Origin of the sequence: Burkholderia sp. IO2 (assembly GCF_029522185.1) — a bacterium.
GTDB lineage: Bacteria > Pseudomonadota > Gammaproteobacteria > Burkholderiales > Burkholderiaceae > Burkholderia > Burkholderia cenocepacia.
On the sequence record NZ_JAKWFH010000097.1, the window covers coordinates 1 to 13819 of the forward strand.

At 66.9% G+C, this 13819-nt stretch carries 14 protein-coding genes; 8 read left to right on the forward strand and 6 right to left on the reverse strand.

Annotation, left to right across the window (positions count from 1 at the left end):
* Window positions 1-14 precede the first annotated feature (14 nt).
* Window positions 15-635, reverse strand: a complete 621-nt coding sequence (wrbA, locus tag MMB92_RS33750) for an NAD(P)H:quinone oxidoreductase (RefSeq protein WP_012492548.1) — start codon at window positions 633-635, stop codon at window positions 15-17.
* A gap of 145 nt (window positions 636-780) precedes the next feature.
* Between wrbA and MMB92_RS33755 the strand changes: the two genes are divergently transcribed.
* Complete coding sequence (locus MMB92_RS33755) at window positions 781-2109, forward strand: YihY family inner membrane protein (RefSeq protein ID WP_020979863.1); 1329 nt, start codon at window positions 781-783, stop codon at window positions 2107-2109.
* A gap of 15 nt (window positions 2110-2124) precedes the next feature.
* Here MMB92_RS33755 and MMB92_RS33760 read toward each other — a convergent pair whose 3' ends face one another.
* Window positions 2125-2442 carry an Mpo1-like protein gene (locus MMB92_RS33760; protein ID WP_006488510.1) on the reverse strand — a complete coding sequence of 106 codons (318 nt, stop codon included), beginning with the start codon at window positions 2440-2442 and terminating at the stop codon, window positions 2125-2127.
* Window positions 2443-2599: 157 nt separating this feature from the next.
* Here MMB92_RS33760 and MMB92_RS33765 point away from each other — a divergent pair, with 157 nt between their 5' ends.
* From MMB92_RS33765 to aroC, 3 genes are all read left to right on the forward strand, one after another.
* Complete coding sequence (locus MMB92_RS33765) at window positions 2600-3055, forward strand: CBS domain-containing protein (RefSeq protein ID WP_006488504.1); 456 nt, start codon at window positions 2600-2602, stop codon at window positions 3053-3055.
* A 139-nt stretch (window positions 3056-3194) separates the two neighbouring features.
* On the forward strand, window positions 3195-5129 hold the full coding sequence (locus MMB92_RS33770; RefSeq protein WP_006497738.1) for an MFS transporter: 1935 nt from the start codon (window positions 3195-3197) through the stop codon (window positions 5127-5129).
* Between the two features lie 288 nt (window positions 5130-5417).
* A complete protein-coding gene (gene aroC / locus MMB92_RS33775) occupies window positions 5418-6518 on the forward strand; it encodes a chorismate synthase (RefSeq protein WP_006488506.1) in 1101 nt (366 codons plus the stop codon).
* Window positions 6519-6668: 150 nt separating this feature from the next.
* Here aroC and MMB92_RS33780 read toward each other — a convergent pair whose 3' ends face one another.
* The gene (locus MMB92_RS33780) at window positions 6669-8342 is read right to left on the reverse strand and encodes an electron transfer flavoprotein-ubiquinone oxidoreductase (RefSeq protein WP_046337163.1); all 1674 of its coding nucleotides are present in this window, start codon (window positions 8340-8342) and stop codon (window positions 6669-6671) included.
* A 179-nt stretch (window positions 8343-8521) separates the two neighbouring features.
* On the opposite strand from MMB92_RS33780, the gene MMB92_RS33785 reads away from it, so the two are divergent.
* Window positions 8522-9304, forward strand: coding sequence for an SDR family oxidoreductase (locus MMB92_RS33785; protein WP_011545236.1), 783 nt, complete (start codon window positions 8522-8524; stop codon window positions 9302-9304).
* A 32-nt stretch (window positions 9305-9336) separates the two neighbouring features.
* Window positions 9337-9786 carry a thioesterase family protein gene (locus MMB92_RS33790; protein ID WP_006488508.1) on the forward strand — a complete coding sequence of 150 codons (450 nt, stop codon included), beginning with the start codon at window positions 9337-9339 and terminating at the stop codon, window positions 9784-9786.
* Window positions 9787-9914: 128 nt separating this feature from the next.
* Here the strand turns inward: MMB92_RS33790 and MMB92_RS33795 are convergent, their stop codons facing one another.
* Window positions 9915-10460, reverse strand: coding sequence for a LuxR C-terminal-related transcriptional regulator (locus tag MMB92_RS33795; protein WP_006488515.1), 546 nt, complete (start codon window positions 10458-10460; stop codon window positions 9915-9917).
* Window positions 10461-10680: 220 nt separating this feature from the next.
* Between MMB92_RS33795 and MMB92_RS33800 the strand changes: the two genes are divergently transcribed.
* Window positions 10681-11385 (forward strand): CoA transferase subunit A, encoded by a 705-nt coding sequence (locus MMB92_RS33800; RefSeq protein ID WP_006488507.1) that lies wholly within the window; start codon window positions 10681-10683, stop codon window positions 11383-11385.
* Between the two features lies 1 nt (window position 11386).
* The gene (locus tag MMB92_RS33805) at window positions 11387-12028 is read left to right on the forward strand and encodes a CoA transferase subunit B (protein ID WP_006495368.1); all 642 of its coding nucleotides are present in this window, start codon (window positions 11387-11389) and stop codon (window positions 12026-12028) included.
* A 76-nt stretch (window positions 12029-12104) separates the two neighbouring features.
* On the opposite strand, the gene MMB92_RS33810 is transcribed toward MMB92_RS33805, so the two are convergent.
* Window positions 12105-12818, reverse strand: a complete 714-nt coding sequence (locus MMB92_RS33810; RefSeq protein ID WP_196446410.1) for an SDR family oxidoreductase — start codon at window positions 12816-12818, stop codon at window positions 12105-12107.
* Between the two features lie 37 nt (window positions 12819-12855).
* Entirely contained in the window at window positions 12856-13815 is a 960-nt protein-coding gene (locus tag MMB92_RS33815) for a polysaccharide deacetylase family protein (RefSeq protein WP_277563230.1), read from the reverse strand.
* Window positions 13816-13819: the final 4 nt, after the last annotated feature.

Sequence of the window (13819 nt, forward strand, 5' to 3'; positions counted from 1 at the left end):
GCGGGCGGGGGCGTTCATGCCGCCTCGGCGGACCGGGCGCTGGCGAGCGCCGCGGCGGCGCGCGCGAGCCGTACGCCGAGCGCGGCCGCGAGCGCCTTCTCGTCCGCCGACAGCCCGCCCGACGCCGCGCGGTCGTGCTGCGCGACGTGCGATGCGCCGTACGGCGTGCCGCCGGTGCGCGTCGTGCTGAGGGCGGATTCGGTGTACGGGATCCCGACGATCATCATCCCGTGATGCAGCAGCGGCAGCATCATCGACAGCAGCGTCGATTCCTGACCGCCGTGCAGGCTGCCGGTGGACGTGAACACGCTCGCCGGCTTGCCGGTCAGCGCGCCCGACAGCCATTGCGGCGTGGTGCCGTCGAGGAAATACTTGAGCGCGGCAGCCATGTTGCCGAAGCGGGTCGGCGAACCGAGCGCGAGGCCCGCGCATTCCTCGAGGTCGCGCAGTTCCGCGTACGGCGGGCCGTCGGCCGGGATGTCGGGGGCGGTGGCTTCGCAGACGGCCGACACGGGCGGCACGGTGCGGATGCGGGCCTGCATGCCCGGCACGCTGTCGATGCCGTTCGCGATCGCGAGCGCGAGATCGCGCGTGGCGCCGTGACGGCTGTAATAGAGGACGAGGATGTCTTTCATGGGCGACGGAGCCGCGTGCGGCCGCGCGCGTGCCCGGTGCAGTCGGCCCCTGCTGGAATCGAGCGGCTATTATAGGGGCTGAAGCCGTCGCGCAGCGCGGCGGCGGCGCGCCGTGACGCGCGCAGCATCAAGAAGGAGAAGCCGTTTGCCGAAGTTGAGCGTCGATCTCGACACCATCAAGCGCCTCGCGCAGTTCGCGGCCCGGCGCAGCGCCGAGGACCGGATCCCGCAGGTGGCGGGCAGCCTGACCTTCACGACGATGCTGGCCATCGTGCCGCTCGTGACGGTCGCGTTCGCACTGTTCACCGCGTTCCCGATGTTCGCGTCGTTCCAGATCTCGCTGCAGGGGTTCCTCGCGGATCACCTGATGCCCGCGCAGTTCAACATCCAGATCTTCAAGTACCTGAACCAGTTCGCGTCGAAGGCCAAGGGGCTGACGACGGCCGGCCTGATCGTGCTCGTCGTCACGTCGGTGATGACGATGATGACGATCGAATCGGCGTTCAACCTGATCTGGCGCGTGCGCAAGCCGCGGCCGTTCGCGCAGCGCGTGCTCGCGTACTGGGCGCTGATCACGCTCGGGCCCTTGCTGTTCGGCGTGAGCCTGTCGATCTCGTCGTACCTGTTCACGCAGTCGCTCGCGTTCACCGGCGCGGGGCCGTCCACGTCGATCGTCGAGTGGCTGCTCGCGCTCGCGTCGCTGCCGTTGACGGTGCTCGCGTTCACGCTGCTGTACGTGTACCTGCCGAACTGCGCGGTCGCATGGCGCGACGCGGTGATCGGCGGGCTGTTCGCGGCCATCGCGTTCGAACTCGCGAAGCGCGGCTTCGGCTACTACGTGCGGCGCATTCCGACCTATACGGCCGTGTACGGCGCGTTCGCGGCGCTGCCGGTGTTCCTGCTGTGGGTGTATTTGAGCTGGTTCATCGCGCTGCTCGGCGCGATGGTGGCGTCGGCGCTGCCGGCGATTCGCGTCGGGCAATTCCACCGCATCCACTATCCGGGCAGCGACCTGCTCGACGCGCTGGAGCTGCTCGCGCGGCTGGCCGAAGCGCGCGCGGCCGGCAAGCGCGGCTACACGGCGATGCGGCTCGCGACGATGCTGCGCTGCGACATGGAAACCGCGCAGCGGCTGCTGACGACGATGGAGGAGCGCGAATGGGTCGCGCGGCTCGACGGCGGCGGCGAGAGCACGCCGCGCTACATCCTGCTCGCGAATCCGGAGCAGTTGACGCTCGCGCAGTTGTTCGACGTGCTGGTGATCGATCGCACCGAGCTGACCTACCAACTCCAGCGACGCCGCAGCCACGTCGACGGGGCCGCGCTGCTCGACGTGCTGTCGAACGACCGGTTCGACGTGACGCTCGCGTCGCTGATCGCCGCGCACCGGCTGGCGGGCGCGCACCCGGCCGGCAGCGCCGGCCCGGCGCCGGGCGTGGCCGATCCGCACGCGCGACCGCCGCGGCCTGCCTGAAGGCGGGCCCGGCGGCTACAGCGGGATCTTGCCGGTGCAGATGTCCTTGAACATCACCCAGTCGCCCATCAGGCTGTAGATCGGGTGCCGGAACGTGGCCGGGCGGTTCTTCTCGAAGAAGAAGTGCCCGACCCACGCGAACCCGTAGCCGCAGACGACCGCGGCCGGCAGCCACAGCCAGTAGCCGGTCGCGACCGCCATCGCCACGCAGCCGATCACGCCGAGCGAGCCGATGAAGTGCAGCCGCCGCGACGTGAGATTCTGGTGCTCGTTCAGGTAATACGGGTAGAAATCAGCGAAGCTGGCGAATTGCTCCGTATGCGTATGCGCCATGGCCGTCTCCTCGGGCCGCTGTTCATGCGGCCATTGTGCGGCCGGCGGCCGGCGTCCGCAAGCGGCGGCGGGCCGCCGCGCCGGCCCGTGCTTTCCTTTTGACAGGCTTTCCGATAGGATCGAAAGAGATTTTGCATTCAAGCATGAGGGGACTACGATGCGCGTCAGCGATATTCTGAAAGTGAAGGGCAACACGCTGTTTACGGTGACGCCCGATAAGCCGCTGCGCGAAGCGGTCGATACGATGGCCGAACACGACATCGGTTCGCTCGTCGTGATGGAGTACGGCGATCTCGTCGGCATGCTGACGTTTCGCGAGATCATCCTGCGCCTGCACGTGAACGGCGGCGCGATCGGCGACGTGCAGGTGCGCAAGGTGATGGACGAGCCGCTCACCTGCACGCCGGAAACGGACGTCAACGAAGTGCGCCGGATGATGCTCGAGCGTCACGCACGCTACATGCCGGTGCTCGACAAGAAGGTGCTGATGGGCGTCATTTCGTTCTACGACGTCGCGAAGACGGTCGTCGAGGCGCAGAGCTTCGAGAACCGGATGCTGAAGGCGTACATCCGCGACTGGCCGGAATCGGAAGCCGAAGCGCACAAACCGTGAATCGCGTCGCGCCCGGCACGTCGATGCATGGGCGCCGCCATCCGGCACGCGGCGGCGCAGGCATGTCCTGCGCCGCCGTTTTTTCAACGACAACACGAGGCCCGCGCAGCATCGCCCAGACGACGCGCGCGCATTCCGCATGAGCGATCACACGCAAGCCACTTCGGGGCGGCGCGACGAACGGCGCGCCCACGCATCGCAGTTCGACCTGCTGCGCGAGCGCCGCTTCGCGCCGTTCTTCACGACCCAGTTCCTCGGCGCGCTGAACGACAACGTCTTCAAGATCGGGTTCACGTCGCTCGTCACGTATCACACCGCGCGGTTCTCCGGCGTCGATGCGAAGACGGCCGCATTCCTGATTTCCGCGATCTTCATCCTGCCGTTCGTGCTGTTCTCGGCGACGTCCGGCCAGATCGCCGACAAATACGACAAGGCGACCCTCACGCGCTTCGTGAAGACCTTCGAGATCGTGCTGATGCTGGTCGGCGCGGCCGGCTTCGTCACGCACAGCGCGACGCTGCTGTATCTGTGCACGTTCATGATGGGGATGCACTCGACGCTGTTCGGACCCGTCAAGTATTCGTACCTGCCGCAGCATCTCGGTGAGCACGAGCTGGTCGGCGGCAACGGGCTCGTCGAGATGGGCACGTTCATCGCGATCCTGATCGGCACGATCATCGGCGGCGCGGCGGCCGGCATCGAAGGCAGCGGCGAGCGCGTGCTCGCGGTGAGCGTCGTCGTCATCGCGCTGGCGGGGCGGCTCGTCGCGCAGCGCGTGCCGTCGACGCCCGCGCCGCAGCCGGACCTCGTGATCAACTGGAACCCGATCAGCGAGACCTGGCGCAACCTCGGGCTCGCGCGCCAGAACCGCACGGTGTTCCTGAGCCTGCTCGGCATCTCGTGGCTGTGGTTCGTCGGCGCGACGTTCCTCACGTCGTTCTTCAATTTCGCGAAGGACGTGCTGTCCGCGAGCCCCGACGTCGTCACGATCCTGCTCGCGACGTTCTCGGTCGGCATCGGCCTCGGTTCGCTCCTGTGCGAGCGGCTGTCGCAGCGGCGCGTCGAGATCGGCCTCGTGCCCCTCGGCTCGATCGGCATCAGCGTGTTCGCGATCGAACTGTATTTCGCGAGCCACGCGCTGCCGTCACCCGGCCATCTGCTGTCGGTCGGCGAATTCCTGGCCGGCGCGCGCCACTGGCGCATCCTCGCCGACCTGTTCCTGCTCGCGATGTTCGGCGGTTTCTACAGCGTGCCGCTGTACGCGCTGATCCAGAGCCGCAGCGCGCCGACGCACCGCGCGCGGATCATCGCCGCGAACAACATCCTGAACGCGCTGTTCATGATCCTGTCGGCCGTGATGGCGATGGGGTTGACCAAGGCCGGGGTCGACATTCCGGGGCTGTTCCTCGTCACTGCGCTATTGAACGTCGTAGTCGCGACGTATATCTACCTGCTCGTGCCCGAGTTCCTGCTGCGCTTCGTCGCGTGGGTGCTCGTACATACGTTCTACCGGATCCGCCTCGTGCACGCGGAACGGATTCCGGCGGAAGGGGCGGCGGTGCTCGTGTGCAATCACGTCAGCTACGTCGATGCGCTCGTGCTGGCCGCCGCGAGCCCGCGGCCGATTCGCTTCGTGATGGATCACCGGATCTTCAAGACGCGTTTCGCGAGCTGGGTATTCCGGCATGCGAAGGCGATCCCGATCGCGCCGCGCCACGAGGATCCCGCGATGCTCGCGCGGGCGTACGACCTGTGCGAGGCCGCGCTGAAGGACGGCGAGCTCGTGTGCATCTTCCCCGAGGGCAAGCTGACGAAGACGGGCGACATCAACACGTTCCATCACGGCATCACCGAGATCCTGAGCCGCACGCCGGCGCCGGTGATCCCGATGGCGCTGCGCGGGCTGTGGGGCAGCTATTTTTCGCGACATGCCGATGCGCGGATGCCGCGACCCATCAAGCGCGGCGTGATGAGCCGGCTGACGCTCGCGGTCGGCGAACCGATCCCGGCGTCGGTGGCGACGCCCGAGGCGCTGCAGGCGGCGGTGACCGAGCTGCGCGGCGCGCGGAAGTAGGCGGGCGCCGAGCCCGGCGCGGAATGATCGATCCGCGCGCCGGGCCGGGATGGGGGCCGCGGTTCGGCGGCTCCCGCGCGTAACACCGAGGGCCTGCGATCGCCGTACCGCGTTGCCTCTGCCCTTATCCGCGCCGGCCCGTGTGGTCTGAACGGTTCACGCGGCCCGCGGGCCCGGGACGGCTGGCATAATAGCGGTTTACCTCTTTTTCTCGACCGGCAAACGATCGACCTGCCCGCGGCCCCGGCAGCGCATCGGTTTGCCCATTTCTCTTTGGGCGGTTCCATCATGTCCGGCAATACCCTCGGCACGCTTTTCACTGTCACGACCTTCGGCGAATCGCACGGTCCCGCGATCGGCTGCGTGATCGACGGCTGCCCGCCGGGGATGGGGCTGACCGAAGCCGACATCCAGGTCGAGCTCGACCGCCGCAAGCCGGGCACGTCGCGGCACGTGACGCAGCGGCAGGAGGCCGACGAGGTCGAGATCCTGTCGGGCGTGTTCGAGGGCGTGACGACCGGCACGCCGATCGCGCTGCTGATCCGCAACACCGACCAGCGCAGCAAGGATTACGGCAACATCGTCGAGACGTTCCGTCCCGGCCACGCGGACTACACCTACTGGCAGAAATACGGCATACGCGACTACCGCGGCGGCGGCCGCTCGTCCGCGCGCCTGACCGCGCCGATCGTCGGCGCCGGCGCGGTCGCGAAGAAGTGGCTGCGCGAGCGCTTCGGGGTCGAGGTGCGCGGCTACATGAGCGGCCTCGGCGAAATCGACGTGCCGTTCGTCGACTGGTCGCACGTGCACGAGAACCCGTTCTTCTCGCCGAATGCAGCGGTCGTGCCGGAACTCGAAGCGTACATGGATGCGCTGCGCAAGGAGGGCGATTCGATCGGCGCGCGCATCGACGTCGTCGCGTCGGGCGTGCCGGTCGGCTGGGGCGAGCCGGTGTTCGACCGGCTCGATGCCGATATCGCGAAGGCGATGATGAGCATCAACGCGGTGAAGGGCGTCGAGATCGGCGCGGGCTTCGACAGCGTCGCGCAGCGCGGCTCGGTGCACGGCGACGAACTGACGCCGGCCGGTTTCGTCGGCAACCACGCGGGCGGTGTGCTCGGCGGGATTTCGACGGGGCAGGACATCACCGTGTCGATCGCGATCAAGCCGACCTCGAGCATCCGCACGCCGCGCCGCTCGATCACGAAGTCCGGGGAAGAGGCGACGGTCGAAACCTTCGGTCGCCACGATCCGTGCGTCGGCATTCGCGCGACGCCGATCGCGGAATCGATGCTCGCGCTGGTGCTGATCGACCATGCGTTGCGCCATCGTGCGCAGTGCGGCGACGTCGAGACGCCCACGCCGAAGATCGCCGGCAGCGCGACCTGATACAAAGCAGGGGAGGCGCGGAGGCGCCTCGCCTGGTGGCCTGCCCAGCATGCAAAACGGGGCGCTGCTTCAAGCAGCGCCCCGTTTCGTTTGTGGCGGTGTGCCATGTCCCAAAAAAACGCGCCGCTCGTGGCGGCGCGTTCCGGCAGGTTACATGTTCGGGTAATTCGGCCCACCGCCGCCTTCCGGCGTGACCCACACGATGTTCTGCGTCGGGTCCTTGATGTCGCAGGTCTTGCAGTGCACGCAGTTCTGCGCGTTGATCACGAGGCGCTCGCTGCCGTCGTCGTTCTTCACGAACTCGTACACCGCCGCCGGGCAAAAGCGTGCCTCCGGCCCCGCGTAGGTACGCAGGTTCACGTTCACCGGCACGCTCGCATCCTTCAGCGTCAGGTGCGCCGGCTGGTTCTCCTCGTGGTTCGTGTTCGAGATGAACACCGACGACAGCCGGTCGAACGTCAGCTTGCCGTCCGGCTTCGGATACGCGATCGGCTCGCACTGCGACGCCGGCTTCAGCATCTCGTGGTCCGCATGCTGGTGATGCAGCGTCCACGGCACGTTGCCGCCCATCACCTTCTGCTCGAGCCCGACCATCAGCGTGCCCAGGTACAGGCCCTTGGCCATCCACTGCTTGAAGTTGCGCGCGCGGTACAGCTCCGTGTACAGCCACGATTGCTTGAACGCATCCGGGTACGCGGTGAGTTCGTCCGACTGACGGCCGGCCTGCACCGCGTCGAATGCGGCATCGGCCGCCAGCATGCCGGTCTTGATCGCCGCGTGGCTGCCCTTGATCCGCGACGCGTTCAGGAAGCCTGCGTCGTCGCCGATCAGCGCGCCGCCCGGGAACACCGTCTTCGGCAGCGACAGCAGGCCGCCGGCCGTGATCGCCCGCGCGCCGTACGACACGCGCTTGCCGCCTTCGAGGAATGCGCGGATCGACGGGTGCGTCTTGTAGCGCTGGAATTCCTCGAACGGCGACAGGTACGGGTTCGTGTAGCCCAGGCCCACCACGAAGCCGACCACGACCTGGTTGTTGTCCATGTGATACAGGAACGAGCCGCCGTACGTATCGGACTTCAGTGGCCAGCCGGCCGTGTGGATCACGAGGCCCGGCTTGTGCTTGGCCGGATCGATTTCCCACAGTTCCTTGATGCCGATCCCGTACGCCTGCGGATCGGCGTTCGCGTCGAGCTTGAATTTCGAGATCAGCTGGCGGCCGAGATGGCCGCGGCAGCCTTCGGCGAACAGCGTGTACTTCGCGTGCAGCTCCATGCCGAGCTGGAAGTTCTCGGTCGGCTCGCCGTCCTTGCCCACGCCCATGTTGCCGGTCGCGACGCCTTTGACCGAGCCGTCGTCGTTGTAGAGAATCTCCGCGGCGGGGAAGCCGGGGAAAATCTCGACGCCCAAGGCTTCCGCCTGCTGGCCCAGCCAGCGCGTGACGTTGCCCAGCGAGATCACGTAGTTGCCGTGATTCTTGAAGTTGTCGGGCAGCGCCCAGTTCGGCGTCGTGACCGCGCTCTTCTCGGACAGGAACAGGAAGCGGTCTTCCGTCACCTCGACGTCGAGCGGCGCGCCGCGTTCCTTCCAGTCGGGAAACAGCTCGGTGATCGCGCGCGGGTCCATCACCGCGCCCGACAGGATGTGCGCGCCGATCTCGGAACCCTTCTCGAGCACGCACACGCCGATCTCGGCGCCTTTCTCGGCGGCCAGCTGCTTGAGCCGGATCGCCGCCGACAGCCCGGCGGGGCCGCCGCCGACGATCACGACGTCGTATTCCATCGATTCGCGCGGGCCGTATTGCTCGATGAGGCTTGCGGGGGTCATTGGCGTTCCTCTAACCGTTAGAATGCTTTTATTCGGGAGCGTATTGTCTGCGAAACGAAACGCTTGCCGCAACAACATGCAGGTAGATTAGCACGATCGTTCTATTTTTTGTGCTAGGGTAATGCCGCTCGGGCTGTGCCGCCCGGGCCGGCGAAACGACATCGAAAGGGGATGTGCAAATGGGTCGATCGATCAATCTGGAAGGCAAGGTTGCGCTGGTCACGGGCGCATCGAGCGGCCTCGGGCAGCGTTTTGCGCAGGTGCTGTCGCAGGCCGGCGCGAAGGTCGTGCTCGCGAGCCGCCGCGTCGAACGCCTGAAGGAGTTGCGCGCGGAGATCGAGGCGGCGGGCGGCGCGGCGCACGTCGTGTCGCTCGACGTGACCGACGTCCAGAGCATCAAGGCGGCCGTCGCGCATGCGGAGACGGAAGCCGGCACGATCGACATCCTCGTGAACAATTCGGGCGTGTCGACGATGCAGAAGCTCGTCGACGTGACGCCCGCGGATTTCGAGTTCGTGTTCGATACGAATACGCGCGGCGCATTTTTCGTCGCGCAGGAAGTCGCGAAGCGGATGATCATGCGCGCAAACGGCGGCGGCAACGGCAAGCCGCCGTGCCGGATCATCAACATCGCGTCGGTGGCCGGGCTGCGCGTATTCCCGCAGATCGGGCTGTACGCGATGAGCAAGGCCGCGGTCGTGCAGATGACGCGCGCGATGGCGCTGGAGTGGGGCCGCCACGGGATCAACGTGAACGCGATCTGTCCGGGCTATATCGATACCGAAATCAATCATTACCTGTGGGAAACCGAGCAGGGCCAGAAGCTGCAGTCGATGCTGCCGCGCCGGCGTGTCGGCAAGCCGCAGGATCTCGACGGGCTGTTGTTGCTGCTCGCGGCCGACGAGTCGCAGTTCATCAATGGTTCGATCATCTCCGCGGACGACGGCTTCGGCCTCGCGTGAGCGGATGACATTCAGCAACAAAGAAGACTGCAATGAGCGCAACAAACGCAACAAACGATTACTCCCCCGTTTTTGAGATGTCGATGCCGATCCGCTGGGGCGACATGGACGCGTTCGGCCATGTGAACAACACGGTTTATTTCCGCTACATGGAGCAGGCGCGGATTTCGTGGTTCGAGCAGCTCGGCATTGCCGGCGGCAACGGCGAGGGGCAGGGGCCCGTCATCGTCACCGCGTCGATGGAGTTCCTCAAGCAGCTGCACTATCCGGGCGACGTGATCGCGAAGATGTCGGCCGCGAAGCCCGGCCGAAGCAGTTTCGACACCGGGTTCGAGCTCACGCGCGCGGACGATCCGCAGCATGTCTATGCCCGTGGCAACGCGCGTTGCGTGTGGGTCGATTACGCGCTCGGCAAGTCGGTGCCGCTGCCGCAACTGTTGCGCGACACGATCGAGCACGCGCTCGCGACGAAAGTCGGCTGAGCGCGGCTATCGGCAGGCCGGCACCGGGTTGCCGGTGGCGCGCCGTGTTCGTTGTTGCCCCGATGTTTCCCCGGATCGGCCGCCGTGTGCGGCCGATCGTCATTCGAGCGCCGCGATGCGACGCGCGTTCACTGTCCGAGCAGGCGCTGCAGCAGCTCCGGCGTATTGTTCGTTCCGTATTTGCGCATCAGCCGGGCGCGGTAGATGTCGACCGTGCGCGAGCTGATGTCGAGCACGCGCCCGATCTGCTTGCTGGTCTTGCCGGTCGCGAGCTGCGCGGCGATCTCGCGCTCGCGCGGGGTCAGCTCGACCGCGACGCGGCGCGTCGCGCTCAAATCCTCGAAGGTCCAGACGCCGGCCGCAAGCGGTGCGGTGCGGTCGAGCGCGCGGCCCGTCACGTGGCACCAGAACAGCTCGCCGTCCGCGCGTTTCATGATTCTGTCATCCGAGTAGATGCCGTTCGCGACCATCACGCGTGCGATGCGCTCGCCGATCCGCTGGAATTCGTCCGTCGACGGGTAGAGCACCGCGTACGATTTTCCGATCAGGTCGGCCCGCGCACAGCGGAAGATCGACGCGAGCGCGTCGTTGCAGTCCTCGATCACGCGGTCGCGCGACAGCACGAGGCCGAGCGGCGCGAGATGGAAGGCGGTCTGGTAATCGAGATCGGGCATGGCGCAGGCAAGCGGAGGCAAATGCTTATGTATTTTTGCGTATTGTGCCGCATCGGCGTCACATCGTACCCTTTCAGGCATCTCGCGGCGGTGTGTCGCGACATAAAAACAGCGCGCCTCGACGCAGGCTTTGCCGCGCATGCATAGAATGATGCGGCGGGCTTGCGCCACGTGGCGCGTGAACCGGTTTTGCTGGTTTCCATAGAGGAAGGGACAACTGATGAACAAAGTCTATCCAAGCGCGGCTGCCGCGCTGGAGGGGATCGTCCGCGACGGACAGACCTTCGCGGTGGGCGGCTTCGGCCTGTGCGGGATTCCCGAGGCGCTGATCGCGGCGTTGCGCGATTCGGCCGTCAAGGGCATCACCTGCATCAGCAACAACGCGGGCGTCGACGGTTTCGGCCTCGGCCTGCTGCTGGAAACGCGCCAGATCAAGAAGATGATCTCGTCGTACGTCGGCGAGAACAAGGAGTTCGAGCGCCAGTACCTGGCCGGCGAACTCGAGCTTGAATTCACGCCGCAGGGCACGCTCGCCGAAAAGCTGCGCGCGGGCGGCGCGGGCATCCCCGCGTTCTTCACGAATACCGGCTACGGCACCGTGATCGCGGAAGGCAAGGAAACGCGCCAGTTCGGCGATCGCCACTACGTGCTCGAGCCGTCGCTGACGGCCGACGTCGCGCTCGTCAAGGCATGGAAGGCCGACAAGTCCGGCAACCTCATTTACCGCCGCACCGCGCGCAACTTCAACCCGATGTGCGCGATGGCCGGCAAGATCACCGTGGCGGAGGTCGAGGAGATCGTCGAGAACGGTGCGCTCGATCCGGACCAGGTCCATACGCCGGGGATCTTCGTGCAGCGCATCGTGCTGAACGCGACGCCCGAAAAACGCATCGAACAACGCGTCGTACGCGCGAAAGGAGACTGATATGGCCTGGAATCGTGACCAGATGGCCGCGCGCGCGGCGAAGGAACTGCAGGACGGCTTCTACGTGAACCTCGGCATCGGCCTGCCGACGCTCGTCGCGAACCACGTGCCGGAAGGCGTCGAGGTGTGGCTGCAGTCGGAGAACGGCCTGCTCGGCATCGGCCCGTCGCCGACCGAAGACGAAGTCGACGCCGATCTCATCAACGCCGGCAAGCAGACCGTCACGACGCTGCCGGGCTCGTCGATCTTCTCGTCGGCCGATTCGTTCGCGATGATCCGCGGCGGCCACATCAACCTCGCGATCCTCGGTGCGATGCAGGTCAGCAAGCAGGGCGACCTCGCGAACTGGATGATCCCGGGCAAGATGATCAAGGGGATGGGCGGCGCGATGGACCTCGTCGCGGGCGTGGGGCGTGTCGTCGTGCTGATGGAGCATGTCGCGAAAGGCGATCAGCACAAGATCCTCGACGAATGCAATCTGCCGCTGACGGGCGTCGGCGTGGTCGACCTGATCATCACCGATCTCGGCGTGATCGAAGTGACGCCGGCCGGCCTGAAGGTGCTCGAACTCGCCGACGGCGTGAGCGCCGAAGAGATCCAGTCGAAGACGGGCGCACCGCTCGACGTCAGCGCCGTGGCCTGAGTATCACGTCGTTGCGTCATGCTCGACGCCCCGCGTTCCTCACGGAACGCGGGGCGTTTTGTCATGACCGCATGCGTCACGCAATCGCGCCGCCGCCGTCGATCAGTACCGTCGAACCGGTTGCATAAGGCGTGGCCGCCAGATACAGGACCGCATTCGCGACATCCTCCGGCTGGCCGACCCTGCGGGCCGGAAGCCGCCGGGCCGCGCCGGCGTACATCGCGTCGCGTGCATCGGGCGCGAGCTTGTCCCACAGCGGCGTCGCGATCAGGCCCGGCGACACGGTATTCACGCGAACCGGCGCGAGCTCGAGCGCCAGGCCGCGGGTGAGCGCCTCGAGCGCCGCATTGATCGCGCCTTGCAGCACCGACGACGCGCTCGGTCGCACGCTGAGGTAGCCCGACACGAACGTCAGCGAGCCGCCGGGCGCGATATCGATCGCGCGGGCGATGCGGTACGCGCCCCAGAACTTGCTGTCCATCGCAGCCTGCGCGTCGGCAAGCGGCAGCGCACGGACTGCGCCCGTGGCCGTCTTCGCGGCCGAAATCACGACGTGGTCGAACTGGCCGGCGCGCGCGCAGAACGCATCGACGTCCGCCGTATCGGTGATGTCGAGCGTTTCGGTCCGCACGTGCGCGCCCGGCATGGCATCGACGTCGAACCTGCCCGGATCGCGCGACGCGATCGTCACGCGCGCGCCGTGTCGCGCGAAAGCCGCCGCGGTGGCGGCGCCGATGCCGGAGCTGCCTCCGACGACGAGGACGTTCTTGCCGTGGAGCGGATCATTCATGAAGGTCATTCCTGGTGATGAGTTGAACGGCATCCGGTCAGATCGTTTCGGTCTCGCGCAGCGTCGACGGGCTGCGAAGCGCGAAGCGCGCAATATCGTCCTTGCGCATGAAAGCGACCCCCGGATGTGATCGCGCGTAGTGCAGGAAGTCGTCCCACGCGCGGACCATCTGCGGCGTGCCGCTGATCCGGTCGTGCGCACTGATCGACATCAGTCTGCGCCGCTGCCCGGCTTCCGCGTACAACTGGTCGAAATCGAGCTTGATCTGCTCGAGGAACATCGCCGGCGTGTAGTGGCGGCCTTCGATCAGCAGGATGTCGTTGTTGCGCAGCGTGTACGGGACCACGGCGAAATCGCGACCGCCGACGGTCTCGACGAACGGTTCGTCGCGACTGACGTCGTCGATGTGATACGTGTAGCCGAGTTCCTGCAGCAGCGACAACGTATGCGGTCCGCGCCGCAGCCAGTTGCAGTTGTAGCCGGTCGGACGCTGGCCGGTCACCGCTTCGACCATGTCGCGTGCTTCGGTCAGGAAGCGGCGCTCGTCGTCGCGGCTCATCGCGAATTGCGCGCGCCACGTCGGGCCGTGCGCGGCGGCTTCGTGGCCGCGCGACACGATCTCGCGCGCCAGATCGGGGTGCCGGCGCGCGGCTTCCCCGATCATGTGTGACGTCACTTTCACGCCGTGCCGGTCCCACAGATCGAGCAGGCGCGGAATCCCTTCCCGGTAGCCGTACGCGAACCAGGTGGCCGAGGCGAGATCGACCGGTACCGACGGCGGGAACGCGACGGTCGGAAACGGGCTGTCCGCGCCCGTGGGCGGCTGTCCGCCTGCTTCGAACTGCATCGAGATCGAGATCACGATGCGCGCGCCGTCGGGCCAGAACGGCGTGGCGCCCGGTGCGGCGAGCGCCGCCGTTGGCGCGGCGGTTGCCGGCAGGGAGGCGCCTGCGGCCGCCGCGACGCCGGCCGCGAGCCCGGCGCCGGCCTGGGCCAGGAAC

What these genes read in the sequence shown, in the direction of transcription:
- aroC (WP_006488506.1), top strand. Translation starts at nt 5,418, where the DNA reads ATGTCCGGCAATACCCTCGGCACGCTTTTCACTGTCACGACCTTCGGC.
- MMB92_RS33795 (WP_006488515.1), bottom strand. Translation starts at nt 10,460, where the DNA reads ATGCCCGATCTCGATTACCAGACCGCCTTCCATCTCGCGCCGCTCGGC.
- MMB92_RS33765 (WP_006488504.1), top strand. Translation starts at nt 2,600, where the DNA reads ATGCGCGTCAGCGATATTCTGAAAGTGAAGGGCAACACGCTGTTTACG.
- MMB92_RS33800 (WP_006488507.1), top strand. Translation starts at nt 10,681, where the DNA reads ATGAACAAAGTCTATCCAAGCGCGGCTGCCGCGCTGGAGGGGATCGTC.
- MMB92_RS33785 (WP_011545236.1), top strand. Translation starts at nt 8,522, where the DNA reads ATGGGTCGATCGATCAATCTGGAAGGCAAGGTTGCGCTGGTCACGGGC.
- MMB92_RS33780 (WP_046337163.1), bottom strand. Translation starts at nt 8,342, where the DNA reads ATGACCCCCGCAAGCCTCATCGAGCAATACGGCCCGCGCGAATCGATG.
- MMB92_RS33790 (WP_006488508.1), top strand. Translation starts at nt 9,337, where the DNA reads ATGAGCGCAACAAACGCAACAAACGATTACTCCCCCGTTTTTGAGATG.
- MMB92_RS33770 (WP_006497738.1), top strand. Translation starts at nt 3,195, where the DNA reads ATGAGCGATCACACGCAAGCCACTTCGGGGCGGCGCGACGAACGGCGC.
- wrbA (WP_012492548.1), bottom strand. Translation starts at nt 635, where the DNA reads ATGAAAGACATCCTCGTCCTCTATTACAGCCGTCACGGCGCCACGCGC.
- MMB92_RS33760 (WP_006488510.1), bottom strand. Translation starts at nt 2,442, where the DNA reads ATGGCGCATACGCATACGGAGCAATTCGCCAGCTTCGCTGATTTCTAC.
- MMB92_RS33810 (WP_196446410.1), bottom strand. Translation starts at nt 12,818, where the DNA reads ATGAATGATCCGCTCCACGGCAAGAACGTCCTCGTCGTCGGAGGCAGC.
- MMB92_RS33805 (WP_006495368.1), top strand. Translation starts at nt 11,387, where the DNA reads ATGGCCTGGAATCGTGACCAGATGGCCGCGCGCGCGGCGAAGGAACTG.